The sequence below is a fragment of the Neptunitalea lumnitzerae genome, assembly GCF_027924185.1.
In the GTDB taxonomy this organism is placed as follows: domain Bacteria; phylum Bacteroidota; class Bacteroidia; order Flavobacteriales; family Flavobacteriaceae; genus Neptunitalea; species Neptunitalea lumnitzerae.
Window position 1 is genome coordinate 833,442 of sequence record NZ_BRVO01000001.1, and the last position, 26,933, is coordinate 860,374.

The window sequence follows — 26,933 nt, forward strand, 5'->3', positions numbered from 1 at the left end:
GCTTTTTTAATATTACATGTGCTGGAAAATTTCTAATAAATCTAATGCTTTATTTACGGAGGTTACTTTATCAAAGGTAATGAGTAATCGTAAACCGTTTCGGGTCTCTTTTTCTTTCATGGTACCTTTACCTTTTAGTTGTTGTATATATTGCATTACTTTGCTGAAACGTGGACTCTGATAGAAGGCACTTTGTTGGTCCGCTATAAAATAGCCCACCATTTTACCTTTTTTAAGTACTACACGTTCAAGTCCCATTTCGGTAGCAATCCATTTAATACGTACACTATTTAATAAGTCTACAGCATTTTCAGGTAATGGACCAAAACGGTCTATAAGGTTACGTTCGTAAGTTTTTAACTCTTCCTCATTAGTAACATTACTTAGATCGTTATATAATTGCAAACGTTCCGTAACGCTATTAATATAATCATCTGGGAAGAGTATTTGGAAATCACTGTCTAATTGTGTTTCTTTTACATATACTTTATCTTCTTCCTCGGTAGGGTATAAGTCTTTAAACTCGTTTTCTTTAAGCTCTTCAATAGCTTCTTTCAATATTTTTTGATAGGTTTCAAAACCAATTTCATTCATAAAACCACTTTGCTCACCACCTAAAATATCTCCGGCACCTCTAATCTCTAAATCTTTCATGGCAATATTAAAACCACTACCTAAATCTGTAAATTGCTCTAAGGCTTGTATACGTTTACGTGCATCTTCTGTCATCACAGAGTAGGGTGGAGTAATGAAATAACAAAATGCTTTTTTATTACTTCTACCTACACGTCCACGCATTTGGTGTAAGTCAGACAGTCCAAAGTTGTTGGCATTGTTTATAAAAATGGTATTTGCATTAGGTACATCTAAACCACTTTCAATAATGGTAGTAGCCACCAAAACATCAAATTCGCCATCCATAAATGCTACCATAAGTTGCTCTAGCTTTTTACCATCCATTTGGCCATGTCCAATACCAATTTTAGCATCTGGAACCAAACGCTGAATCATGCCGGCAACTTCTTTAATATTTTCAATTCGGTTATTAATAAAGAATACTTGCCCACCTCTTTGTATCTCATATGAAACCGCATCTCTAATCACTTCTTCATTAAACTGAATTACCTGACTTTCTATTGGGTAACGGTTAGGAGGTGGTGTATTGATAACCGACAAGTCTCTTGCAGCCATTAAACTAAACTGTAGTGTACGTGGTATGGGTGTTGCTGTTAGGGTAAGCACGTCTACATTTTCTTTTAAAGTTTTTAGCTTGTCCTTTACTGATACCCCAAACTTTTGCTCTTCATCTACTATTAAAAGCCCTAAATCTTTAAAAGCTACCGATGCATTAGTAAGCTGGTGCGTACCAATAACAATATCAATATGCCCGGCTTTAAGGTCGGTTAATACTTCTTTCTTTTCTTTTGCAGTTCTAAACCTGTTTAAATAGTCTACACGTACCGGAAAATCTTTCATTCTGCTAGAGAACGATTTGTAATGCTGAAAAGCTAAAATGGTGGTGGGTACTAAAATAGCTACCTGTTTACCATTATCTACAGCTTTAAATGCGGCTCTTATGGCTACCTCGGTTTTACCAAAACCAACATCTCCACAAATAAGTCTGTCCATTGGCTGTTCGCTTTCCATATCAGACTTTACGTCTTGTGTGGCTTTGCTTTGGTCGGGTGTATCTTCGTATAAGAAAGAGGCTTCTAACTCGTGCTGTAAATAACTATCGGGGCCGTATTGAAAACCTTTATCCAGTTTTCGTTTAGCATATAGTTTAATAAGGTTAAAGGCAATTTCCTTAACCTTGGTTTTGGTTTTCTTTTTAAGGTTTTTCCAAGCGGTACTACCTAATTTATATATTTTAGGAGTTTGCCCGTCTTTACCATTAAATTTGGTGATTTTGTGTAAGGAGTGAATGCTTACGTAAAGTATATCTCTATCGCCATAAATAAGTTTAATGGCTTCTTGCTTTTTGCCTTCTACATCTATTTTTTGTAAGCCAGCAAATTTACCAATACCGTGATCTATATGGGTTACATAATCGCCAATTTGTAAGTTGGTAAGCTCTTTAAGCGTAAGTGCTTGCTTTTTAGCATACCCATTTTTAAGGTTGAATTTATGGTAACGTTCAAATATTTGGTGGTCGGTGTAGCAGGCTATTTTACTTTCAGCGTCTACAAAACCTTGATGCATGGAAAGTACAAAAGTGGTATAGTGCACTTTGGTATCCATCTCATCAAAAATATCGTGGAAACGTTTTGCTTGTTGTTCACTTACACACGCTATATAATTGGTATATCCCTCTTCATACTGCTGGTTAAGGTTGTCTATTAATAACTCAAACTGCTTGTTGAATGAAGGTTGCGGATTAATTTTATAATTAATAAATATATCAGCCTTTAAAAAGGCCTTAGCCCCAAACTCTGCAACGGTAAAGTTGAGTAGTTCTTTATTTAGTAAGGCTGCCGAAGTAAATAATTCTTCGGGTTTGGCATGTTTTACATCTTCTGATAGTTTTTGAAAAACTTCTACCGATTTTTGAAAAAGGGTGTCTATTCTACTATCTAACAGATCTATATTTTTTACAAAAACAACCGTTTTCTTAGAGATGTATTTAAAGAAACTTTGCCTTACCTCGTTCAACGATTTGTTTTCTACATTAGGCATTATAGTTATCTGCTTTACCTTTTCGGTAGATAACTGTGTTTCTACATCAAACGTTCGTATACTGTCTACTTCATCTCCAAAAAACTCAATACGGTAAGGTTCGTCATTAGAAAATGAAAATACATCTACAATACCACCACGTACCGAAAATTCTCCAGGTTCTGTAACAAAGTCTACGCGTTTAAAATCATATTCAAATAGTAGTTCGTTTACAAAATCTAGCGATAACGTATCACCAAGTTTAATTTTCAGCGTGTTCTTCTCCAGCTCTTGTTTGGTAACCACCTTTTCAAATAGGGCATCTGGGTAACTAACAATAATTGCCGGTTTTTTACGAGAATTAATGCGGTTAAGTACCTCTGCTCTCAACAATACATTGGCATTGTCGGTTTCTTCTATTTGGTATGGGCGTCTGTAACTACCAGGGTAGAACATTACATTATCTTCACCGCACAATTGCTCTAAATCGTTCAGGTAATACGCAGCTTCTTCTTTGTCATTCAAAAGAATTAGAAAGGGTTTATCTGCCTGTTTAAATATAGACGAAATTGTAAATGAAAATGATGAACCAACTAAACCTTTAAGGTGTATTTTTTGTTCGGAAAGGGTAATAGCTTCCTGCAGTTTCTTCGTTTGGGAAGACTGTGAAAAAGCTTTTAAGATATTAGACTTACTCATGCTGGCGCAAAGATAATGCTTGTAACGCTGTGTTACAACACAGTAGTTTAAATTATACTTAGCTTACTTTTTTTATAAACGGATTACTTTTACGGTTTTTAAAACCATGATAACTTGCGTATAAGAAAATAATAATAGCACCCGCTAATGCTGTATAAGCAATAGTATTATAGGTGTCTGAGTGACGCATATAAATGGCTATTAAGGTCCATACCCCTACCAAGCCAAATTCGCGCATATTTCTTTTGTAAATGGCCAGAATGTTAATAATAACTGCAACAACAATCATAATCAGCGTCCAGTTCTCTTCTGAAAGTGGTCCACCGTGCCAGCCTAGTTTAGATAGGTAGGCAGCTATATTGGCTACAGTAGCTACTGTTACCCAACCACTGTAAATACAAATAGGCCACCAATTAAAACCAATAGTTTTAGCAGGGGCATTCCAACGCTCCATATTGGTATTCAATATTATTTTTATAAGTGAAAAAAGCAGTATAAGCATTATTATTACCGAAACGCCCGTAAGCTCTAGCAACCAAACCACTACCCAAGCGGCATTGGCTATATTGGCAATAAAAAACCAATTGCCGGTTTGTAGCAAAAATTGAGGTAATTTCTTTTTAGCAAATACCTGAACTAAGTGATAAATACTAAACACCAATAAGGCAATATAAATAATACCCCAAATAGCAAATGCATAATTAGCAGGTGTAAACAGGTTATAGTATTCTTTACTTAAACTTGCCATGGTGTTGCCATTTAATTGAATGGCCTGCGTGTAATACCCTATAAAAATGGCTATTACTACCGAGATGAAATTTTGAATAGCAAATCTTTTTGCCATAAGTTCTTTTTTTGTGAAGGTACTTAAACCTCCAGTTTTTAGGAAATAGGAGCTTGTTTTTAGTAAATATTTAGTACTAAGAATGTGTTTTTATATGAAAAATGGCTTCTTCTGTACAGGCGTAGATGGCATCTGCCTCAGATTTAGTGAGGTAATAGTTACCGGTAAAATCACCAAAAGCAGGTAAAATTAATTGATTTCCTTTTTTTGCAAAACAAGGTAGTTTTAAGAGTTGTTTGCCTAAGCCTCTTAGCTTATAGCCAGGATGAATATGCCCGCAGAAATTAAATAATGTAGCGTGTGTTTCAGGGTGGTGGGTAAATAAGAATTCTACTGTTCTTATTTCTGCTACTATAGTAATTCCTAGTTTTTTAAATAAGGTAGGGGCAATAATATCATGGTTTCCTATAACAAGTGTTATGGCAGCATTTTGCTGTAGTACCCAGTTTTCAAACAAATGCCATTCATTATTTAGAGTGCTATGGAATAAATCTCCTAAAAACCATATTTTTTCAGGCTTAAAAAACTGAATCAAACGGTTTAGTTTGGTGAAGTTTTCTAGAGATACATTTGTAGGTACAGCTATACCATGCTTTCTAAAATGTGCCGTTTTACCAATATGAACATCGGCCACTAATAAGGTTTTTTCTTCTACCCAAAACAGGGCACCTGATGGGTGAAGTATAAAATTATTGTTTCCAATAGAAAGGTCCTCGGTCACCTTTTAAACAATTTTATTAGAGTGGTTAATAAAAATGCTAAGGCTAAAAGAATGGCTAATGATAGAAATACAAACTGATAAGATATAATGTAATTATTTCCTTCAATTTCCATTTGAAAAGTATCTTTTGCATTCCAAACATATCCCGTAATTAAGCATGCTAGGGAAACTATTAATACAATAAAACGTCTGTTTTTCATTTCTAATTTTTTTGCAAGGTATTAATCTTTTTCCAGTTGCATAAGCATTCGCTTAATTCGATCCTCAACTTTTTCCGAACTCAATTTTTCTCGTAATCTATCGGTTATAATAGGAAAGGAAAATGGAGTTGGCTTACTACATTGTTTATGAACTATTTGTTGGTTGCTAATGCGCTCCATTGCCTGTATAAGTCTGCCTTCTTCTAAGGTATGTTCAAACGTTTCTCTATAGGCTTGTTGGTAGAGAAGGTTATCGGGTTCAAAGTCTTTAAATACATTAAAAAGTAATTGAGAGCTGCTTTGCAAATGTTTGCTTTTTAAAAGTTTGTTTGGGTACCCTTGAAAAACTAAACCAGCTATTACGGCAATATCTCTAAATTTTCTGCGAGCCATTTCGGTAGCGTTTAAACTCTTTTGTAAATCATCGGTAACAAACCTTGCGGTAAACAAATCATTGTCTAACACCTCTTGAATACTAATTTCTTGATCTGATAACAGCTCAAAACCATAATCGTTAAAGGCTATAGAAAAGGTAATGGGTTGTAGCAAACTAATTCTATATGCTAATAAACTTCCCATGGCTTCATGTACAAACCTCCCTTCAAACGGATAGAATAACGTATGGTAACCTTCGCGGGTTTTAAAGGTTTCTATTAAAAACTGATCTGCTTCTGGTACAATAGACTCTTGCTTTTGTTTGTTAAATAAATGCGATAATGCTTTTATTTCTCTAGACCTATTAGGGTGGTTTGCTTTGTATAGTTCTTCTCTAAGCAGTGTACTCATTTGCGAAGAGAAACTCATGCGCCCGCCCATCCAACTTGGTACTTTTGCATTTTTACTTTTTGATTTTTTAACCAGTACCTGCATATTCTTAATCTGAAAAAGTTCTAAATTTCTTCCTGCAAACGTAAACACATCACCAGGTTTTAGCTTAGAGACAAACCATTCTTCTATAGTGCCAATACCTGGACCTTTTACATATTTTACTTTTAAAATGGCGTCACTAACAATGGTACCAATAGATAAACGGTGCCTCATGGCAATACCTCGGTTGTTTACTTTGTAAGTGCCGTTTTCTTCTATGGTTACTTTTTGGTACTCGTCATAATTTTGTAGTGTTTGGCTACCCTTGGTAATAAAGTTAAGAACCCATAGCCATTGGGTTTCACTTAATGCTTGAAAACAAAAGGTAGTTTGTACTTCTTTAAAAATGTCATCTGGATGAAAACCATCTGAAACGGCTAGTGTGATGAGGTATTGAACCAATACATCAAAACTTAATAAATACGGTATACGGTCTTCTACCGTAGTGGTTTTTACGGCTTGTTGAAGGGCAGAGGCTTCTATAAGCTCTATGGCATGTGTAGGTAAAAAATAAATGATACTTTCTTTACCCGGTTGGTGATTGCTACGCCCAGCTCTTTGTAAAAAACGTGCCACTCCTTTAGGGCCTCCTATTTGTATAATGGTTTCTACGGGGGCAAAATCTACTCCTAAGTCTAGGCTAGAGGTACATACTACCGCTTTTAAACTTTCATTACGTATAGCACCTTCTACCCATAACCGGGTTTCTTTATGAATACTGCCATGATGCATGGCAATTTCTCCTGCAAATTCAGGATGTGCTTCTAATATAGCTTGGTACCATAACTCACATTGCGAGCGGGTATTGGTAAAAATTAAAGAGGTTTTACTGCTTTTAATAATGGGTATAATTTCTTCTAATAAATGTAACCCTAAATGTCCCCTCCAAGGGAAGCGTTCCATTTGTTCAGGTATAATGGAGCTTACCCGTATTTTCTTTTTAATATTAGATTTTATTAAAACGGAATTGGTTAAGTAGCTATTGTTGGTACCTAATAGTACTTCCATAGCTTGCTCTAAATTGCCAATGGTAGCAGATATGCCCCAGATGAGCATGGTAGGACAAATAGTTTTTAATCTAGAAAGAGCCAACTCTGTTTGTACACCTCTTTTAGACCCTAGTAGTTCATGCCACTCATCTATAACAATACCTTCTAGGCTTTTAAATAGTTTCGGATAATTTTTTGAGGCTAATAATAAGTGTAAACTTTCAGGCGTAGTAATAAGCAAATCGGGCATTTGCTTTTTTTGCTTGCTACGTTCAGCAGTAGAGGTGTCCCCGGTTCGTAAACCTACGGTAAAAGGAATTTCCATAGCATTGCAAAACCTTTGTGTGGTTTGTTGTATTTCGGCTGCTAGTGCGCGTAAGGGTGTAACCCAAATAACTTTTAAACCTTTTTCAGGTTTTGTAAAAACCTCAGGGTGTTGTTGCAGATACTTTAATACAAAACCTATCCAAAGGGCGTACGTTTTTCCACTACCTGTTGGGGCATTAAGCAAGCCGTTTTTTCCTTTAGCAACGGATTTCCATGTTTTTTCCTGAAATGGAAAAGGTTGCCAGCCTTGTTGCTGAAACCAGTCGGTTACTTTTTGATGATATGAAATGTCTTGTTTTTTGGGCATCTATTAGGGTACTTGTCATAAAAATAAAAAAGGCTTCCCTAATTATGGGGAAACCCTTCATATTTTAATACTATTTTGTGAATTAGGTTTTTTGAGGTGTATGTTCTGGACTAGATAGTTGTTGCTGATATTGTTGCATAAAAGCATTTCTTATAGAATCCATTTTTTGAAGCTGTTCCTGAAAATCGTCGGAGAACATTCGGTTATTAAAAAAGTTTTCATCGAAGGCATTTTCTCCTACATTTAGTGAATCACTAAAGAAATGGTTCATGAAGTCTTGCGGCATTTGGGTATTTCCAAAATATTGATGGAAACTCTTCATTACATCTTTGCCTGTTTTTAAAGGAAGTGTGTCTCCATTTTCAGTGCTAAAACCATAGGTGTAAATAGAGTCGTACTGCACTAGGTTTCCATTTTCATCAAATTGTTTGTTAACTTTCCAATTGCCTTTTGGAATCTCCTGCTTAGTTATAGCATCCGCAGTTAATGGTTCATTTGTTCTACTGTCTTTTTTTTCTTGCGCATTACAGCTTACCAAACTTGTTAGTAAAGCTGCTAAAATGAAGATTCTTGTTTTCATCTTGTTTCATTTTAGAGTTCACAATTCAGTTATTTTTCTGCCATATTTTGGCTCAAAATAAATGCCAAAGCGTTAGCTGACAGTATTAAAATTATTTTAAAATTGGTGTTATTCTATAATGAGCGCTTTCAAATCGTCTAGGGAATTAGCTTCCTCTATTTTTTTGTCTTGTCGCCATCTAAGTATTCTCGGGAAACGTACTGCCACCCCACTTTTATGGCGCTTGCTCGGGGCTATACCTTCAAAGGCAATTTCAAATACCAATTCTGGAGTTACCTGCCTTACCGGACCAAACTTATCGGTGGTATTTCTTTTTACAAAATTGTCTACTTGTCTAAACTCAGCATCGGTTAAACCGCTGTAGGCTTTAGCAAAGGTTACCAATTCATTGTTGTCCCAAAGCGCAAAAGTGTAGTCTGTGAAAAGGTTGGTACGTCTTCCATGGCCACGCATAGCATAGGTTAAAACAGCATCTATGGTAAGTGGGTCTACTTTCCATTTCCACCAATCTCCTTTTTTTCTACCTATTAGATAAGGAGAATCATTTCTTTTAAGCATGAGCCCCTCACTCTTTACATCTCTAGACCGCTCCCGTTCTTTAGCGGCAGCTTCCCAAGTGTTAAAGTGCATTACTTCAGAAATGTAAAGCGGTAGGTTTTTGTCCTTACACAGTTGTATTAACTGATTAAGATAGCCTCTTCTAGTTTTAAACGGTTGCTCCCTTACATCTTCTCCTTTCCATTCTAAAACATCATACGCTTTTATAATTACGGGGGTTTTCTCAAGTAATTTTTTAGTGATGTTTTTTCTGCCTATTCTGGTTTGTAAATCGTTAAAAGTACCAATGCTATTGTTAGGGTACGGCAAAAGCTCGCCATCTATTACGGTGCCATCAGGAAAATGTTCTGTGAACACTTCAAATTCCGGATACTTATCGGTCACTAATTCTTCGCCTCTACTCCATACAAACAATTCTTTATTGCGTACAATTAGTTGCGCTCTAATACCATCCCATTTATGCTCAAAACTCCATTCAGAAACATCACCTAGCTCGGCGGGTTCTTGGTCTAACGCATAGGCTAAATAAAAAGGATAGGGTTTACTTAGGTAGTCTTCTTCATTTTCCTCTAAAATCAACTTATTAAAAGTGGTGGTTTGGGGTGTCCAATCGCCCATGAGTTTATAGGCTAAAATATCTTCGTCTATTTCAGTAGCCTTGGCTAAGGCTCGTGTCATTAATTTTTGACTAATACCAATTCTAAAACCACCCGTAATAATTTTATTAAAGGCAAACCGCTCATAATAGTCTAATTGTTGCCAAGTAGTTAATAGGTATTCCTTTTTTTGTTGCTCATCTTTATTGTATAACGCCAATAAATCGGTTGCAAAATCGGCTAAACTTTTGTCATGGGTAACGGATTCTTCAGGAATTACCAACGCTATAGTTTCTGCTAGGTCTCCAACAATATGGTATGATTCTTCAAACAACCATAAGGGGATATGAGCCGCTTCAGAAGCCCATTCTCTTAAAAGGGTAGTGGTTACGGGCCGCTTTGGGCGTCTGTGTGACAAAAGTGCAATAGTCCAAAGTTTGTCAGGGGCAGGAGCCTCCTTAAAATAAGTGGCTAAAGCCTTTACCTTTTCATTGGTTTTGTTGGTAGCATCTAATATTCTTATTAATTCTCCAAATGCCTTCATGATGTCACCTCATTTTCTTCGTTGGTTTCTGCATTTTCACCTTCATATTGTGTTTGCTCTGTACGAGCATCATATCCTAAAGTTTGCAAATACTTAGAAAATACATCGGTATATCCGTGGGTGGTAATTACTTTTTCGCAACCTGTCTCCTTAATAGCGGTTAGTAGTTCATTCCAATCGCAGTGGTCAGATAAAACAAAACCTCTATCTACAGCCCGTCTTCGTCTGGCACCTCTGAAAGCCATCCACCCACTGGCGGTAGCAGTTACAAAGGGCGCAAACCTTCGTAGCCATGGTGTGCCATGTGCGCTTGGTGGTGCAATAATTATATTACCGGCTATGGCTTTTTTATCGGTATCTGCGGTAATTCTAACGGTGTCTGGCAGTGAGAAGTGAGGTCTAATAACTTCATTTAAATTCTCTACAGCAGCATGTGTATATATGGTGCCAATTGAGGTGTCTAAATTTTTAATTAAGCGCTGTGCCTTACCTAAGGAGTAACCAAAGAGTACAGAGGTTTTACCCTCGGCTTTATTGGTTTTCCACCATTCGTTAATATCATTAAATACTTCTTGTTGCGGTCGCCATTTAAAAGCGGGTAGCCCAAAGGTACATTCAGTAATAAAGCTGTTGCATTTTACAGGTTCATACGGAACTGATAATCCATCGGGATGTAATTTATAATCACCTGTAAAAACCCATACATCTCCTTTGTGTGCTACTCTAATTTGAGACGAACCAGGAATATGACCTGCCGGATGAAAGGAAAAAGTAACGTTGTTAATTATTATTTTTTCATTATAGTTTACCCCGGTAGCTTCAATAGCACCTAATCGGTGCTTTATAATAGGAACATTGTCGTGTTGGGTTATATATTTTTTATGTCCCCAACGCGAATGGTCTGCATGGCCATGTGTTATTAGGGCATTGTCTACTTTTTTCCAGGGGTCTAGGTATACATTTGCTTGTTGGCAATAAATACCTTTTTCTGTAAATTGAAGTAGTGGGGTTTTCATGTAGCTTATTTTGTTTAGGAGGTAATTTACAGATAAATATAGGTTACTATTGATAAGGTTTTGTTATAATTTTCAGAAGTAAAATTTTTGAGTGTTAAAATTGAAGATTATGTATCTTTGTATAACTAAAAACTAAATAATGGCATTTTCAGACTTATATTCTCCTGGATTCAGGGATAGAAACAGAGACCACTTTGCAGCAATTGTGAGGGTGGCGTTATCAGATGGTATTATTAATGATGAAGAGCGCGCTTTTATAGATAGGCTAGCACATCATTTAGAAATATCTGATGAAAAGAAGGCAGAAATCATAGAAAACCCTATGAAGTATGAAATCAATCCACCGGTGCTATATGAGGCGCGTTTGGAAAGATTGTATGATATAGCTCGTATGGTATATGTAGACCATATAGCAGATGATGAAGAAATGAAAATTATGATTCGCTTGGCAATAGGTTTAGGTTTTACACCAGGTAATGCTGAGTTTATTGTAAAGAAAGCGATGTACTTATTAAATTTAGGAGTAGATATAGATACTTTTAAAGAAGAAATAAGATACATGAACAGATAAAAAAAACCGGGAAACTTCCCGGTTTTTTAATGCCTTATTGATTTGCTTTTTGAATAAATTCTTCCACTTTTTCCACCATATTTTTACTTCCGCAAAAAAATGGAACCCTCTGATGTAATTCGGTAGGGGTAATGTCCATAATTGGGGTAAACCCGTTACTAGCTTTACCACCTGCTTGCTCTGCTAAAAAAGCAATAGGGTTACACTCATACAATAAACGTAACTTACCCTCTTCTGCAATAGAGCTTTTTGGGTACATGTAAATACCACCTTTAATCATGTTCCTATGAAAATCGGATACCAATGATCCAATATATCTAGAGGTGTATGGGCGGTCTCCTTCTTCTTTTTGGCAATACTTAATATAATCTTTTACCCCTTGTGGAAAATGAATGTAGTTACCCTCGTTTACAGAGTAAATTTTTCCATTTTCAGGAAATTGCATATTAGGGTTAGATAAATAGAAGGTACCAATAGCAGGGTTTAACGTAAACCCATTTACACCATCACCGGTAGTATATACAATCATAGTAGAGGTACCATAAACAATATATCCTGCCGCTACTTGATTTCGGCCAGGCTGTAAAAAGTCTTCTATCTGCACCGGTGAGCCTATAGGTGTTACTCTTCTGTATATAGAGAAGATTGTACCTACCGATACGTTTACATCAATGTTACTAGAACCATCTAAGGGATCTATAAGTACAACATATTTGTTTTGGTGGTTGTCGTCACTACTATTAATGGTAATAAAGTCGTCTTCCTCTTCCGAGGCAATTCCGCAAACAATTTCTCGATTACGGAGTGTTTCAATAAAAATGTTGTTAGCCATAACGTCCAGTTTTTGTTGATTTTCTCCCTGAACGTTTACTTCTCCGGCTGCCCCTAAAATATCCACTAAGCCTGCCTTGTTAACTTCGTGGTTTACTACTTTAGCTGCCAGTCGTAGGGCATTAATGAGTTTTGATAATTCCCCCGATGAGTACCTAAACGAGTTTTGATTTTCAATAATGTACTCACCTAAGGTTTGGTGTTTTTTTGTCATAGAGTAATATTTGTTGTGGTTCTATACAAATATCGGTAAAAATGTTATACTATAACGATTTCGTAAAAATTAAAATCCTTACATATGTAACTTTTAGTTATATTTGAAACATATATTTATAATATTATGTTAACAATTCGATTAGCCACAGAAAACGATATGAGTCAGGTGCTTCAGCTGATACAGGAGTTGGCTATTTTTGAAAAAGAACCTGATGCTGTTGAAGTTACCATTGAAGATCTCAAGAACGATGGGTTTGGTACTACCCCTGCATTTACTGCTTTTGTAGCAGAAAAAGAGGGGGCTGTAGTAGGTTTGGCACTTTTCTATTACAGATATTCTACTTGGAAAGGAAAAACCATACATTTAGAGGACCTTATAGTCACTGAAACCGCCAGAGGTAACGGAGTAGGAAAGGCGTTATTAACAGAAGTTATTAAGTACGGTTACACAAAAAAAGTAAAACGAATAGAATGGAATGTTTTAGATTGGAACACTCCTGCAATTGAATTTTACGAGAGTAATGGTGCCGCTGTTCTAAGAGATTGGGATGTGGTACAACTAAACGAACAAGGAATACAAAATTATATTAATAGATTGGGCGATGCGAATTTTTAAATTTGGAGGAGCCTCGGTGAAGGATGCTGAGGGCGTAAGAAATGTGGTAAACGTATTAGAAACAGTAGGGTATGAGGGTACCTTGCTAGTAGTTTCTGCTATGGGAAAAACTACCAACGCTTTAGAGGTAGTGGTAAAAAATTATTTTACAGATAAAGATGCTTTGCCAGAAAGCATAGCACAGCTGAAGGCATACCATAATAGTATTATGGTAGACTTATTTGGTAAAGAAGAGCACCCGGTATTTTATAAAATAGACGGAGTGTTTGCCGAGTTGGTTTCTTTTCTTGATAGAAATAAATCTCCTAATAATAGCTTTGTGTATGATCAAGTGGTGAGTTTTGGAGAATTATTATCTACTACCATTCTTAGTTTTTATTTACAAGATAAAGGTATAAGAAACACATGGTTAGATGTTAGAACGCTTATTAAAACCGATACCAGATACAGAGATGCAAAGGTAGATTGGGCTGTAACCGAAGAACAAATTGTAGCCGGGGTAAATAAAGAAGTGCTTAACATTACACAAGGATTTTTAGGAAGTGACCCAAATAACTTTACTACTACTTTGGGTAGAGAAGGGTCTGATTATACCGCTGCAATATTTGCTTATTGTTTAGGTGCAGAAAGTGTAACTATTTGGAAAGATGTACCAGGAGTGTTAAATGCAGATCCTCGTTATTTTGAAAACACACAGTTGTTGCACCAAATTTCTTATCAAGAAGCTATTGAGCTAGCCTTTTATGGTGCCTCTGTAATTCACCCTAAAACATTGCAACCGTTACAACGTAAAGAAATTCCATTGCACGTAAAGTCGTTTTTAAATCCTACGGCAGCGGGTACAAGTGTTAGTAAAGGGCAAGATTTAGAGCCTATGGTGCCTTGCTTTATTGTTAAAAAAGGACAAGTTTTATTATCGCTTTCTACACTTGATTTCTCCTTCTTTGTAGAAGATAATATTAGTGAAATATTCAAATTATTGCACGAGGCTAAGATGAAAGTAGATGTAATTCAAAATTCTGCTATTAGTTTTTCGGTATGTGTTGAAAATAAGTATGATACGCTTGATAGTTTGTTAAATAAATTAAAAGGTAGATTTAAAATTGACTGCTACCAAGATGTGTCACTTTATACCGTAAGACACGTAAATTCAGAGGCTTTACAGCAAATTGAAGAAGGAAAAGAAGTACTGTTAAAACAATTATTACAAGATACTGTTCAAATAGTTTCTAAATAACCAATGGCTTTTTTGCTATATTTGTTAGTATAATGTAATAATTGAATGGGATTAGTTACAGCTAAAGAAGTAGCAAAAGCAATACACTTAGATAAATACGGATTTATAGGAACTTTCATTGGTTGGTTACTAATGAAAGTTCTTAAAATCTCTACGCTGAATGCAATTTATAATCGTCATAAGCATTTAGAGGGGATAGACTTTCTTAATGCCTTATTAGACGAGTTTAATATAAAATTTGAAATACCAGAGGAAGACTTAAAACGCTTGCCTAAGGAAGGGCCATTTATTACCATTTCTAATCATCCGCTTGGAGGTATAGATGGAGTGCTGCTGTTAAAATTAATGGCAGAACAAAGAGCTGATTTTAAAATTATTGCAAACTTTTTGTTGCAACGTATTAAGCCATTGAGTCCTTATGTAATGCCGGTAAATCCGTTTGAAGATAGAAAGGATGCTAAGTCTAGCATAGCCGGTTTTAAACATTCTATAAGACATTTACAAGACGGTCATCCGTTGGGTATTTTCCCGGCTGGTGAAGTTTCTACCTATAGAGATGGTAAACTTATTATAGATAAGCCTTGGGAAGAGGCTGCTATAAAACTTATTAAAAAGGCAGAAGTACCTGTAGTACCTATTTATTTTCATGCTAAAAATAGTAGGTTGTTTTACCGACTTTCTAAAATTAGTGATACCCTTAGAACAGCTAAACTACCATCGGAATTATTAACCCAGAAAAAAAGAGTTATTAAAGTACGTATTGGTAGAACCATTTCGGTTGATGCGCAAAAAGAGTTTACAGACCTTCATGAGTTTAGTGAGTTTTTGAGAAGGAAAACTTATGTACTTTCTAATGTATACGAAAAGAATAGTATTTTAAAACAAATACCTACTACCTTAAAACTTCCTAAGAGTCCTAAAGATATTATTACTCCGGTTTGTGCCGAAGCTATGGAGGCTGAGGTAGCTAGCTTGCGTACTCAGAATTGTAGATTGCTTAAAAGTAAGAACTACGAAGTATTTTTGGCTGAATCTACAAGTATACCTAACATTTTACAAGAAATAGGGAGGTTGCGTGAGATTACCTTTAGAGAAGTAGGAGAAGGAACTAATCAGGCGATAGATTTAGATAGTTTTGATGAATATTATCACCATTTGTTTCTGTGGGATGATGATGCTAAATGTTTAGCAGGAGCCTATAGAATGGGCTTAGGAAAAAGGATATTTGAGGCGCACGGTATACGAGGTTTTTATTTGCATGACCTTTTTAGATTTGAGCCTGAATTGTATAAAATGATGAGCGAATCTATTGAAATGGGTAGGGCGTTTATTATTAAAGAATATCAGCAAAAACCAATGCCTCTGTTCTTGTTATGGAAAGGTATTGTGCATACTACGTTAAGACACCCAGAGCACAATTATTTAATTGGTGGGGTAAGTATTAGTAATCAGTTTTCTAATTTCTCTAAATCGTTAATGATTGAGTTTATGAAATCTAATTATTACGACCCGTATGTGGCACAGTATATTAAACCTAAGAAAGAGTTTAAGGTAAAATTAAAAGATGCTGATAAAGATTTTATTTTTGATGAAACTAGGGCTGACCTTAACAAGTTTGATAAAATTATAGATGAGGTAGAGCCAGGAGAATTACGTTTACCAGTATTGATTAAGAAATACATTAAGCAAAATGCTAAAGTGGTAGCGTTTAATGTAGACCCTTTATTTAACAACTCAGTAGATGGTTTAATGTATATTAGAATTGCAGACTTACCAGAAAGTACGGTAAAGCCTGTTATGGAAGAATTTCAGGAAGAACTTGAACGCAAGTTCATGGGAGATCAAAACGACCATGCCTAAAACATTATATTTTTTTCTTTTATTTTTGGTAGTAACTATAGCGTCTGTAAATGCACAGGCTATTGTTACAGGTTATGTATATGACCATACTACTAAAGAACCAATGCAAGGGGTAACCGTTTATTTTGATGGTACCAGTATTGGTACTGTAACAAATAAAGAGGGGTATTTTGAGTTAGAGACCGAGAAGCAAGTGACCGCTTCGCTTATTGTTAGTTATATAGGGTATGAATCTGTTCATATAAACAATCCTTACGCTTACAAAGACATTAAATTTTATTTAAAAGAAACTTCCTTTGCTTTAGATGAGGTGGTGCTACAGGCCGATCCGTTTACTAGAGAAGCGAAAATGGTAGTGTTTAGAAAAGAGTTTTTGGGGCAAGAATATGAAGGTAACTGTAAGATTTTAAACGAAGATGTTATTATAGTTACCTATGATATGACGAAGAGTAAATTGCTGGCTTTTGCATCTGAGCCTTTAAAAATAATGAATACAGCATTAGGTTATGAGGTAACTTATAATTTGGTAGATTTTGAGGTGGTGTATACACAAAATTCTTTGAGTAGTATGTTTATTCAAAGTGTTTATTATGCAGGAACTTCCTTTTATAATGATATCTCTGAAGGGCAGGGTAAGTACAAAAGGAGACGAAGAAAAATTTACTATGGCTCTCCATTGCATTTTATGAGAACACTAGCGAAAGAGGAGTTAACAGAAGAGAAATTTGGCGTTTATAAAAGATCTTTTCCGGTAGACCCGTTGCAACACTTTACAATATCTGATTCTTTAGGTTTAAAATATGTAACAGCAACCCAACCCAAATGGAATTTACTTTATAAAAAAGATGAACAGTCTGCTATGCAAATTTATACAGACGGTTTCTTTATAGACTCATACGGCAATTTTACTCCAGTAGATGCATTGGTTTTTGGAGGGTATATGGGGAAACTTAGGTTTAAAGATATGCTTCCCCTAGATTATTATCCTGATAAATAAACAATTTTGGGTGTAAACCCAACTACTAGAATATAATTAGAACCAGGGTTTTTTGCCTAGCTGATAGGTGTGGTAAAACTCTTCGTCTGTTTTAGTGAGGTATACAATGCCTTCTATAAGCCCAATGATACTACCAACGGTACCGCAGGTTAGCAATGAGATGAGTAATAAAATAACACCTTCTTTGGTATAGCCTAATACAAATTTATGAATGGCTAATGAGCCAAATAAAATACCCATAATACCTGCAATAATACGTTTACTTTCTTCTTGTGGATGATTGATGACTTCCATAGTGATTTTTTTTAATAGCGATGTAAAAATACAAAATGCTATTTAAAGGCTTGGTCTATAGGTTCCCAAAGTTCTATTTTATTTCCTTCAGGGTCTAATATCCAACCAAATTTTCCATAATCATAGGTTTCCATATCTCCTACAACGGTAACGCCTTCTTGCTTAAGTACTTCTAATAGTTCCTCTAGATTTTCTACTCTAAAGTTCATCATAAAGTCTTTTTCACTTGGCTTAAAATAGGAGGTGTCCTTTTTAAATGGACTCCATTGTGTAGAGCACTCTTTACCTTCTTCGTCTTTCCACCAAAAGGTACATCCGTATGCATCGGTATTAAGTCCTAAGTGGTTTTTATACCAGTCCTTTACTTTGTCTGGATCTTCTGTTTTAAAAAAGAAACCTCCTAAACCTGTTACTCTTTTTTTCATATTGACTAGTTTTTAAATGAATTTAAAAATACAATTATCGTATGAAAGGTAAGTGAGTTATGTGTTTATAATTTTATCTTTTTAAATTATGCTCATAGATGTCAATCCATTCTTGCGGAGTCATTTTTGTTACTAACTCCCCTAGTAGTTCATAGGGAATAGCATCAACCTTTTTAAAGCGGATACAACTTTTACCCATGTCTAATTTGTATTTACAATGTTTGGGGTATTCGGCAACAAACCAGTCTAACAGTTCTTTTTTGGCATATATACCCATATGGTAAAATGCAATAAAGTTTTTTTGAGAAGCAAAACTCATAAAAGGTAAGGGGAGTTCAGGAGAGCAGTGATATCCGGCAGGGTATACGCTTTTAGGAACTACGTAGCCAACCATACCATAACTCATACCTTCCTGAAATCCTTCAGGAAGGTTATTGAGTACAGTTTCTCTTAATTTTATAATAGCTGCTTTTCTATCCTCAGGAAGTTCTGAGATATATTCCTCTGGTGAGGTAGCTTTAGATGTCATATTTCTGTTACTTAGGGTTACACCCCTAAATTAACAAAAATCTGCTTTAATTTTATCTAAAATAACTTGTGCAAGCTTCACATTACTTTCGTGTGTCCAACCTGCAATGTGCGGTGTTAAAATAACATCGTACGATTTGGTAAGATATTTTAATGGTTCTGGCATTACATCATCATCATACAAACCTTCAAAAGAAGATTTTTCGTATTCTAATACATCTAACCCTGCACCTTTAACAATACCTTTTTTCAAAGCATTTACTAAGTCTTGGGTTTCAACTAATTTACCTCTAGCAGTGTTTAAGAAATAGATAGGTTTTGCCAATCCGTTTAAAAACTCGGCATTAATCATTCTTTCAGAAGTAGGGTTAAGGTCGGTATGTATACTAATAACATCTGCCTTTTGTTGCAACTCTTCTAAAGAAACTTGTGTAGCGTTTTCGTCGCCTACATTTTCTTTAATATCGTAGCATAGTACTTCTACCTCAAAACCTCTTAGTTTTTTAGCAAAAGCTTTACCCATATAACCGTAGCCAATAATACCTACAGTTTTACCATCTAACTCTTCTCCTCTGTTAGATTCTCTTTCCCATTTACCTCTTCTTACCTTACGGTTTGCTTTTTTAATGTTGTTCATTAATCCTAAAAGCACTCCTAGGTTTTGTTCTGCTACAGCGTTACGGTTACCTTCTGGTGCAGCAATAAGGGTAATCCCTTTTTCTCTAGCAAAATCACCATCAATATTTTCAACACCGGCACCAACTCTAGCAATAAACTTAAGGTTGGTAGCATGTTCTAAAAATGCTTTATCAATAGAGAAACGACTTCTGATAATAATACCGTCGTACTCATGAATTTTCTTTTCAACTTTTAATTTTGGGGATAGATAGTCCTCATGATTCTCAAACCCTAAAGCGTTCAATCCCTCCAATAATAATGGGTGATTAGTGTCTAAGTGAAGTATCTTCATAACGTTATCTTTTTAGATGAGCAAAGGTACAAAGTTTGCTGTTAAGATAACGTGAAATTACAGGTAATTATGGCTATAATTTGATTTAAAAACCTAGAATAAGTTTAGCAATACTAAAGTAAACTAATATCCCAAAAATATCATTACTGGTAGTAATAAAGGGGCCTGTTGCCACAGCAGGGTCTATGCCTCTTTTATCTAGGAAAATAGGGATAAATGTACCTATAATTGCTGCAATAATGATAACAGAAATAATAGCAATACCAATGGTAAGCGATACTATATAATCGGTATTAAAAAAGAAATGTGTAATTAATAAAACAATCAAAGCAATAGAGCCACCGTTTACCAAGCCTAAAAGAAACTCTTTAAACAAACGGTTGATTATTTGTCCATCAATAGAATTGTTAGCTAATCCTTGTACTACAATAGCCGATGATTGTACGCCAACATTACCTGCGGTAGCCTGAATTAAGGGTACAAAACTGAGGAGTATTACAAAGTCGCCCATGCCTTGTTGAAAGGAGGTGATAATTTTAGCAGCCATCATACCCCCAAAGGTTCCAATAAGTAGCCATGGTAATCTTGCACGGGTAAGTTTTAAGATGCTATCTTTTGCTTCAACGTCTTTAGAAATACCTGCCGCCATTTGGTAATCTCTTTCCGCTTCATCTCTAATAACGTCTACAATATCGTCAATGGTAATTCTACCCACCAATCTACCAAGTTCGTCTACAACAGGTATAGCTTCAAGGTCATACTTGGCCATAATACGAGCCACATCTTCAGCATCGTCATGTACCGATGCATAATCTACCTTAGATATATAAATGTCTTTAATAGCGCTTCTAGTAGATGCTGTTAGTAAGTCTTTAAGTGAAAGACGTCCAATAAGTCTTTCGTTATCGTCTACAACATAAATAGAATGTACTCTGGTCACATGTTCTGCCTGAGCTCTCATTTCTTTTACGCAGTTTAATACCGACCAGTTTTCATTTACCTTAACTAGCTCTTTTGCCATTAAACCCCCAGCGGTGTCATTATCGTAACGTAAAAGTTCAACAATGTCTTTGGCGTGTTCGTGGTCATCTATAAACGCTATTACCTCGTCTCTTCTATCATCTGGTAATTCGTTAATAATATCTGCCGCGTCATCGGTGTCTAGCTCAACAATTTCGTCTGCAATTTCTTTTGCAGAAAGCTTTTCTAAGATTTTATCTCTAATATCTTCATCAAGCTCAGTAATAACATCCGATGTTTTTTTACTGTCTAGAAGTTTAATAAGGTACGTAGCTTCATCTAAATTTAGCTCGTGTATAATCTCGGCAATATCTGCGTAGTGCACATCGCCAAGTAACATTAACAACTCATGCTTATTGTCAACTTCAATAAGAGCCTCTATTTGTTCAATGAGTTCATCACTAAGTTTAAATGGGGTCATAAGCTTTGTTTTAAACACCCTATTTAGGGTGTGTATTGTACTCTTATTTTACTCGCGGAGAAACATTAATCCGGTTGATCTGAAATCATCTGCGTAATTTCTAAAAACTCGGCAACGCTCAATTGTTCCGGACGCATCCCAAAGATACTATGTTCTTTTAGATTATCGGAAGTTATAAAAGCTTTTAAACTATTTCTTAATGTTTTTCTTCGTTGATTAAAGGCAGCTTTTACAACTTGGAAAAATAATTTTTCGTCGCAAGGTAAGTGGTAGTTTTCTTTTCGTTTTAATATTAATACACCACTTTTTACTTTAGGTGGTGGGTTAAATACTTTTTCAGAAACAGTAAATAAGTAGGTTGCATTGTAAAAAGCTTGTGTTAGTACCGATAGAATACCATAGGTTTTACTACCTGGCTTTTCACAGATACGCTCTGCTACCTCTTTCTGAAACATACCAGAAAATTCAGGAACTTGATCTCTCATTTCTAATGTTTTAAAAACAATTTGAGAAGAGATGTTGTATGGGAAGTTACCTATAATAGCAAAGGGCTCTTCTTTAAAAACGTTTCTTACATCGTATTTTAAAAAATCTTTGCTTATAATTCTGTCTGATAGGTTTAGGTAATGAGTTTGCAGATATTCTACAGATTCTGTATCTATTTCTATCACATGAGTGGTAATGGGTTTTTCTAACAGGTATTTAGTTAATACACCCATACCCGGACCAATTTCTAATACATTTTGGTATCCGCTTAAGGTAAGTGAGTCTGCAATTTTTTTAGCGATATTTTCATCGGTTAAAAAATGCTGTCCTAAATGTTTTTTGGCCCTTACGTTTGTCATATTCTAGTGATCGCTAATAATTTCTAATTCGGTACGGAATGATACAATGCTGTCTGCAAACTTTTTTAATACTTTGCCTCTTAATTCTTCAGCGTGTTCATCATAATACTTATTTAAGTCTTCTTTGTTGTTTGCCGTATATTGAACCGAGTACGTAACCCCGCCCATTTCTTCTTCTACTAACACTTTTATAATTCTAGCGTTCGTAAATTTTCCGGTAGCTAATATTTCCGGAATGTGAGTTTCCTGCATCCATTTTAACCACTCTTCGTGTACCGATTCTGCAATATTGCTGGTTACATTATAAATATACATACAATCTTAAAGTTTTTTTAAAATGCAAATATAACTTGCTTTAGAGTAAAATGTCGGGTATTTTGCCTTTTTAAATGAATATAAGGATTTTCAACCGAAATACATGAGAGCTGTAAGTATTAACGAATTTGGAAGCATAAATAATTTACAAATAACCAATATAGACACTCCTTCACCTAATGATAATGAAATAATTTTGAAGGTAGAGGCTATTGGTATAAACCCTGTAGACGCAAAGGCAAGAGAAGGAAATGCTTTTGCTGCTAAATTGCCAAAAGTAAATTTTCCGGTAATTTTAGGAAAAGATGTAGCTGGTATTGTAGTGAAAAAAGGGAAAAAAATTACTAGCTATAATGTAGGTGATCATGTTTTTGGTATTGCAAGTAATGGTAGCGGTTTTGGAGAAACGTATGCTGAGTACACCAAAACAAGTATTGATGCTTTGGTACCTATACCACGCCAAGTTTCTTTTACTGATGCTGCCTCAAGTCCGGTTGCTGCTTTAACTGCTATCCAGGCACTTAAAGAAACTATAGATTTGTCTCCTACCGATCATATACTTATACATGCAGGAGCTGGTGGAGTAGGGCATTTTGCTATTCAATATGCTAAATATATAGGCGCTACAGTTACGGCTTCATCATCATTAGAAAATAAAGATTTTATATTAAATACCTTAGGAGCAGATGCTCACATTGATTATGAGAATGTTGATTATAAAGAGTATGAGAGTAAATTTGATGTGGTATTAGACCTTGTTGGATTAACGAATATTGATAACGCTATTTTAACCACCAAGCCAGGGGGCGATGTGATTTGTATACCTTCTAATTCTTTTGATTTGTTTAAGCAAAAATTAAAAGATAAAGATGTAAACGGGCATACATTGCTAATGCACCCTGATAAGGAATGGATGCATTATTTATCTCATTTATTAAAGGAAGAAATTTTAGTGCCTTATATATCTAATACCTATGGGCTAGAAGATATGCAAGAGGTTCATAAAAAAATAGAATCTGGTAAAACCCGAGGAAAACTAGTAGTAGTACCTTAAAATAAAAAGCCTTTGTAGTAACTACTACAAAGGCTTTTTATGATGTGTTTAAAATGTTTTATGATTGTAAAACAGCTACAATAGCTTGTAATTCTTCAGGTGAAAAATATAAATTTTCTAAACTTTTAATAGCGTCTGTAACCTGTTCTGGCTTACTGGTACCCACCAATACAGAGGTAACACGGTTGTCTCTTAGTAGCCAAGACAATGCCATGTGCGCCAATTTTTGTCCGCGTTTTTTAGCTATAATATTCAGTTCTTTTACCTTTTCAATAATTTCTGGTGTAATATGGCTTTCGTTTAAGAATTTGCCGCTTTTTACAACTCTACTATCCTTTGGTATACCTTTTAAATATTTGTCTGTAAGTAAACCCTGGGCAAGTGGCGAAAAAGGAATGCAGCCTACTTTATGTTCTTCAATTACATCTAACAGTCCTTCTTCAGGTGTTCTTACAAACATGCTGTATTTAGGTTGATGAATTAAACACGGAGTGCCCATTTCTTTTAAAATTTTAAATGCTTGTGCAGCTCTTTCAGGGCCATAATTGCTAATACCAACATATAAGGCTTTACCTTGGCGTACAATAAGATCTAGGGCAGCCATGGTTTCTTCCAAAGGGGTATCTGGGTCTGGACGATGATGATAAAAAATATCTACATAGTCTAGTTTCATTCTTTTTAAACTTTGGTTTAAACTAGATACCAGGTATTTTTTACTTCCCCAATCTCCGTATGGCCCATCCCACATATCGTAGCCTGCTTTGGTAGAGATTACTAATTCATCACGGTAGCCACCTAAATCATGATGTAGTATTTTACCAAAGTTCTTTTCGGCACTACCAGGTGGTGGTCCGTAATTGTTAGCAAGATCAAAATGGGTTATACCATTGTCAAAAGCGGTAAATATAATATTTTGACTATTTTCAAAATTGGTTGTATTTCCAAAGTTATGCCACAATCCTAAAGATAAAGCCGAAAGCTTAAGACCGCTGTTTCCACAACGTCTGTAGGTCATTTGTTGGTATCTTTGAGCAGAAGGTTTGTAATTCATTTTTTCTATTCATTAATCATAATCAAACTTACTAAATAAATGTGCTTTGTCATTTATTTAATCTTCAATTTTCTGATTAAAATTCATCAATTTTTATGATGTTTATAATAGATTGATTGTGAAAGTAATATCATTTGTTTTAATTTTTTGAAAGCAAATCATTACAGATGTGTTGGTATAAGCGGCTTTTTGGTTACCTATAATTAACTTTTCTAGTAGAACGGAGCAAATTCTAAATAATATGTTTTTTATTTGCATTAAAATTAAGCGTAATTGGATTTACTTAAAAGCATATTTTCAGACACTATCACAGTGTTTACCATTATGAACCCACTTTCAGTTGGGGTTATTATGCTGTCTTTATTAGATGAAGACGTGTCTGATGCAGAGGTGAAAAGTGTGGCTAATAAGGCTAGTAAAGCCATTTTTGTAGCATTGCTAATTATCTTTTTTATCGGTCAGTATATCTTTAAATTTTTAGGAGTATCACCTGATGGGTTACGTGTATTTGGTGGACTTATACTTTTAGTAATGGGTATTAACATGGTGCAAGGTCATGGTAAAAAAGTAAACCATAGTAGTAAAGAGCAAGAGGCAGCGGGTAATAGAGAAGATATTAGTGTAGTGCCCTTGGCTATACCTATTACTGTTGGCCCAGGTTTAATTACTACTACTTTGAGTATGAGTTTAAAAGCGGTAGATTGGCAACACTACGTAAGTGGTTTTGTAGCTATTTTAATCTGTTGTATTGCCAGTTTGTTAATTTTAGGGCGTATGCCGTATATTAAACAAAAACTTGGGGTAAACGGATTGCGTGTGTTTAACCGTATTATGGGGTTAGTAGTAGGTTCTTTAGCGGCACAAATGATTTTAACAGGGATTTCGGAATATTTATGATCCTAAATTGTCGCCCCTTAATTTTCTAAAGGCTTTCCTAGCGGCTACAAAGTATATACTGTCTTGGTGATTAAATATAATTTTCTCGTAGTATTCTTTTGCTTTATCGGTATCTATTAAATGATATTCATAAATGGTGGCTAAGGCAAAAAGTGCATCGTCGGTTAGAATACCGCCATCAAAGAATTCTAACATTTTTTCATAGTTTATAATAGCTTTATCATATGCTTTGGCTTTCTCATACAATTTAGCTTGTTTGTATAGGGCCTCATCTTCAATGCTTTCTCCCTTATGTTTTGTAAGTATTGTATCTAATAGCTTTATAGCTTCCGTATCTTTGTTTTGGTATGCCAATAAATCTGCTTTTGCGTATATTTTTAGCGCAGTCTGTAAAGAGTCTTCTTGCGAGTTATCTGTAATTACAAGCATTAACTGTAAGGCATCATTAGCTATGAGCTGAGAAGTAGAAGATTTTAAAATTTTTAATTGATTCTCTGCCCATTTAAAGTCGCCTTTATAAAAACTAGTTTGAGCTACTTTAAACATAGCATTTTGCCCTATAACGTCATTTTTTAATTTGGTTTGTATTTGAGAATAATAAATAAGTGCTTCGTTAAAATGCTGGTCATATACTAAAATATCGGCTAATTCCATCTTAACAGCTGCTTCATCAAAAACTGAAAGATTGAGTTTTAGTAGTTTTTTTAAATGTTCAGAAGCTACCTCCGGATTATTTTTTTGGAAGGCAATAAAATGGGCGTATGCTATGTGTAGTTGTACCGTTTGCGGTATCATACCATATTCAGGAAGTAGTTTATGAAACTTGTCTTCAATTTCTTTTTCAGGTACTGGATTCTCTTGAGACAGAAGTTTGATGATGGCCAACTCAGCTTCTAAAATAGCTCCGTTAAAATTACTCTTCTCAATAATAAAGTTATAAATACTAATGGCGGTAGCGTTCTCTTTGTCTTCGGTAGCAGCAAGCGCCAAATCTGTGAGCCTATCTAAAGATATTTCGTTGGTACGTTTGTAAATAGCTTTCTCTTGAATAAAAGCCATGTTATACTGTTTTTGTTGTACAAACAACCAACTAAGAATTTCATTCCATTTAGTATCTGGTGCAGATTGTGTTCTTTTAAGTAATAGCTTTTTAAGAAGCTGGTTACTTTGGTTGCTTGGCTCTTCTGTAATAAACTGAGCAAGGGCACGTCTTATTTTTGTTTGTTGCTGTTCGTTTGTTGCATACAAATCTAAAAGTGTATCAAACATCTTTTCTACGTTACCTTGTTCTCCATATATGGTAGCTATGGCATAACCATAGTTGAGGTTTGGTTTTAATTCCATACCCTTGGTATACGCTTGCAGAGCATAATCTAATAAGGAGTATTTGTGAAATTGATACCCAATACTACCTGAATATTCAGGTTTCATTTCAATGTACTTTATAGTTCTGTCAAAATAGTAGGTAGCTTTTACAGAATCTTTCTGAAGCAAATAGTTGTATCCCAAATCTATTTCGGTAAGTGGTATTGGGTTACCAGAATGATCTAGTTTGTGCAATAGCACTTCTTGTGCCTCAGTGTATTGTTCTAGTTGTTGATAGCATTGTACCAAATACGTTAGGTACGTGTTGTTATAGGGTTGGCTATCATATAATTCTTTATAAATAGCAAGTGCCTTATCAAAGTCTCCGTCTTCAAAGTATTGTTTGGCTAGTTGACTGTTTTGTGAAAAACCATATACGGTAAACAGAACAAAAACAATATGTAGTATCCATTTTCTTTTCATACATCAAATAAGTGCTATCTTCAAATATACATAAATAAGTGTGTATAAAATAAAAAATCCGTAACAAGCCATGGGCGTGCTACGGATTATATTT

General features: G+C 35.2%; 25 protein-coding genes. 7 read left to right on the forward strand and 18 right to left on the reverse strand.

From position 1 onward, the window contains the following. Positions 1-12 precede the first annotated feature (12 nt). The 8 genes from mfd to Y10_RS03715 form a co-directional block, all read right to left on the reverse strand. A complete protein-coding gene (mfd, locus tag Y10_RS03680) occupies positions 13-3,354 on the reverse strand; it encodes a transcription-repair coupling factor (protein ID WP_281764013.1) in 3,342 nt (1,113 codons plus the stop codon). Between the two features lie 58 nt (positions 3,355-3,412). Beyond that, positions 3,413-4,198 (reverse strand): tryptophan-rich sensory protein, encoded by a 786-nt coding sequence (locus Y10_RS03685; protein WP_281764014.1) that lies wholly within the window; start codon positions 4,196-4,198, stop codon positions 3,413-3,415. A 76-nt stretch (positions 4,199-4,274) separates the two neighbouring features. Continuing rightward, positions 4,275-4,919 carry a ligase-associated DNA damage response endonuclease PdeM gene (gene pdeM, locus Y10_RS03690; RefSeq protein WP_281764015.1) on the reverse strand — a complete coding sequence of 215 codons (645 nt, stop codon included), beginning with the start codon at positions 4,917-4,919 and terminating at the stop codon, positions 4,275-4,277. Continuing rightward, positions 4,916-5,119 carry a hypothetical protein gene (locus Y10_RS03695; protein ID WP_281764016.1) on the reverse strand — a complete coding sequence of 68 codons (204 nt, stop codon included), beginning with the start codon at positions 5,117-5,119 and terminating at the stop codon, positions 4,916-4,918. The genes pdeM and Y10_RS03695 overlap by 4 nt, the downstream gene beginning before the upstream one ends. Positions 5,120-5,140: 21 nt before the next feature. Next, the gene (locus tag Y10_RS03700) at positions 5,141-7,609 is read right to left on the reverse strand and encodes a ligase-associated DNA damage response DEXH box helicase (RefSeq protein WP_281764017.1); all 2,469 of its coding nucleotides are present in this window, start codon (positions 7,607-7,609) and stop codon (positions 5,141-5,143) included. 82 nt (positions 7,610-7,691) lie between these two features. Further along, positions 7,692-8,189, reverse strand: coding sequence for a hypothetical protein (locus Y10_RS03705; protein ID WP_281764018.1), 498 nt, complete (start codon positions 8,187-8,189; stop codon positions 7,692-7,694). Positions 8,190-8,297: 108 nt separating this feature from the next. Next, positions 8,298-9,887, reverse strand: coding sequence for an ATP-dependent DNA ligase (locus Y10_RS03710; RefSeq protein ID WP_281764019.1), 1,590 nt, complete (start codon positions 9,885-9,887; stop codon positions 8,298-8,300). Beyond that, a complete protein-coding gene (locus tag Y10_RS03715) occupies positions 9,884-10,903 on the reverse strand; it encodes a ligase-associated DNA damage response exonuclease (protein ID WP_281764020.1) in 1,020 nt (339 codons plus the stop codon). Before Y10_RS03715 ends, Y10_RS03710 begins: the two co-directional genes overlap by 4 nt. 139 nt (positions 10,904-11,042) lie before the next feature. Here Y10_RS03715 and Y10_RS03720 point away from each other — a divergent pair, with 139 nt between their 5' ends. Next, positions 11,043-11,474 (forward strand): TerB family tellurite resistance protein, encoded by a 432-nt coding sequence (locus Y10_RS03720; RefSeq protein ID WP_281764021.1) that lies wholly within the window; start codon positions 11,043-11,045, stop codon positions 11,472-11,474. A 34-nt stretch (positions 11,475-11,508) separates the two neighbouring features. On the opposite strand, the gene fbp is transcribed toward Y10_RS03720, so the two are convergent. After that, positions 11,509-12,519 carry a class 1 fructose-bisphosphatase gene (gene fbp / locus Y10_RS03725; RefSeq protein ID WP_281764022.1) on the reverse strand — a complete coding sequence of 337 codons (1,011 nt, stop codon included), beginning with the start codon at positions 12,517-12,519 and terminating at the stop codon, positions 11,509-11,511. A gap of 126 nt (positions 12,520-12,645) precedes the next feature. Here fbp and Y10_RS03730 point away from each other — a divergent pair, with 126 nt between their 5' ends. From Y10_RS03730 to Y10_RS03745, 4 genes are read left to right on the forward strand one after another with little or no spacing between them, the layout of a single operon-like run. Continuing rightward, positions 12,646-13,137 carry a GNAT family N-acetyltransferase gene (locus tag Y10_RS03730; RefSeq protein ID WP_408733606.1) on the forward strand — a complete coding sequence of 164 codons (492 nt, stop codon included), beginning with the start codon at positions 12,646-12,648 and terminating at the stop codon, positions 13,135-13,137. Beyond that, positions 13,124-14,374 carry an aspartate kinase gene (locus Y10_RS03735; protein WP_281764023.1) on the forward strand — a complete coding sequence of 417 codons (1,251 nt, stop codon included), beginning with the start codon at positions 13,124-13,126 and terminating at the stop codon, positions 14,372-14,374. The genes Y10_RS03730 and Y10_RS03735 overlap by 14 nt, the downstream gene beginning before the upstream one ends. A gap of 45 nt (positions 14,375-14,419) precedes the next feature. Further along, the gene (locus Y10_RS03740; protein WP_281764024.1) at positions 14,420-16,234 is read left to right on the forward strand and encodes a lysophospholipid acyltransferase family protein; all 1,815 of its coding nucleotides are present in this window, start codon (positions 14,420-14,422) and stop codon (positions 16,232-16,234) included. Beyond that, positions 16,227-17,231: a carboxypeptidase-like regulatory domain-containing protein gene (locus tag Y10_RS03745; protein ID WP_281764025.1), complete on the forward strand. Its 1,005-nt coding sequence runs from the start codon at positions 16,227-16,229 to the stop codon at positions 17,229-17,231. Before Y10_RS03740 ends, Y10_RS03745 begins: the two co-directional genes overlap by 8 nt. Before the next feature lie 36 nt (positions 17,232-17,267). On the opposite strand, the gene Y10_RS03750 is transcribed toward Y10_RS03745, so the two are convergent. The 7 genes from Y10_RS03750 to Y10_RS03780 form a co-directional block, all read right to left on the reverse strand. Beyond that, a complete protein-coding gene (locus tag Y10_RS03750) occupies positions 17,268-17,525 on the reverse strand; it encodes a TM2 domain-containing protein (RefSeq protein ID WP_281764026.1) in 258 nt (85 codons plus the stop codon). A gap of 38 nt (positions 17,526-17,563) precedes the next feature. Further along, positions 17,564-17,950, reverse strand: a complete 387-nt coding sequence (locus tag Y10_RS03755; RefSeq protein ID WP_281764027.1) for a VOC family protein — start codon at positions 17,948-17,950, stop codon at positions 17,564-17,566. 73 nt (positions 17,951-18,023) lie between these two features. After that, positions 18,024-18,479, reverse strand: a complete 456-nt coding sequence (locus tag Y10_RS03760) for a DUF1801 domain-containing protein (RefSeq protein ID WP_281764028.1) — start codon at positions 18,477-18,479, stop codon at positions 18,024-18,026. Between the two features lie 30 nt (positions 18,480-18,509). After that, positions 18,510-19,448, reverse strand: a complete 939-nt coding sequence (locus Y10_RS03765) for a 2-hydroxyacid dehydrogenase (protein WP_281764029.1) — start codon at positions 19,446-19,448, stop codon at positions 18,510-18,512. Positions 19,449-19,533: 85 nt separating this feature from the next. After that, positions 19,534-20,889, reverse strand: coding sequence for a magnesium transporter (mgtE, locus tag Y10_RS03770; RefSeq protein ID WP_281764030.1), 1,356 nt, complete (start codon positions 20,887-20,889; stop codon positions 19,534-19,536). 65 nt (positions 20,890-20,954) lie between these two features. After that, positions 20,955-21,734 (reverse strand): 16S rRNA (adenine(1518)-N(6)/adenine(1519)-N(6))-dimethyltransferase RsmA, encoded by a 780-nt coding sequence (gene rsmA, locus Y10_RS03775; protein WP_281764031.1) that lies wholly within the window; start codon positions 21,732-21,734, stop codon positions 20,955-20,957. A gap of 3 nt (positions 21,735-21,737) precedes the next feature. Continuing rightward, complete coding sequence (locus Y10_RS03780) at positions 21,738-22,049, reverse strand: DUF4286 family protein (RefSeq protein WP_281764032.1); 312 nt, start codon at positions 22,047-22,049, stop codon at positions 21,738-21,740. A gap of 103 nt (positions 22,050-22,152) precedes the next feature. Here Y10_RS03780 and Y10_RS03785 point away from each other — a divergent pair, with 103 nt between their 5' ends. Next, positions 22,153-23,103, forward strand: coding sequence for an NADP-dependent oxidoreductase (locus Y10_RS03785; protein WP_281764033.1), 951 nt, complete (start codon positions 22,153-22,155; stop codon positions 23,101-23,103). 58 nt (positions 23,104-23,161) lie between these two features. Here Y10_RS03785 and Y10_RS03790 read toward each other — a convergent pair whose 3' ends face one another. Beyond that, positions 23,162-24,154, reverse strand: a complete 993-nt coding sequence (locus tag Y10_RS03790) for an aldo/keto reductase (protein ID WP_281764034.1) — start codon at positions 24,152-24,154, stop codon at positions 23,162-23,164. A gap of 273 nt (positions 24,155-24,427) precedes the next feature. Between Y10_RS03790 and Y10_RS03795 the strand changes: the two genes are divergently transcribed. Then, positions 24,428-25,051, forward strand: coding sequence for a MarC family protein (locus Y10_RS03795; RefSeq protein ID WP_281764035.1), 624 nt, complete (start codon positions 24,428-24,430; stop codon positions 25,049-25,051). Here Y10_RS03795 and Y10_RS03800 read toward each other — a convergent pair. After that, positions 25,046-26,839 carry a tetratricopeptide repeat protein gene (locus Y10_RS03800; RefSeq protein WP_281764036.1) on the reverse strand — a complete coding sequence of 598 codons (1,794 nt, stop codon included), beginning with the start codon at positions 26,837-26,839 and terminating at the stop codon, positions 25,046-25,048. The genes Y10_RS03795 and Y10_RS03800 overlap by 6 nt on opposite strands. Positions 26,840-26,933: the final 94 nt, after the last annotated feature.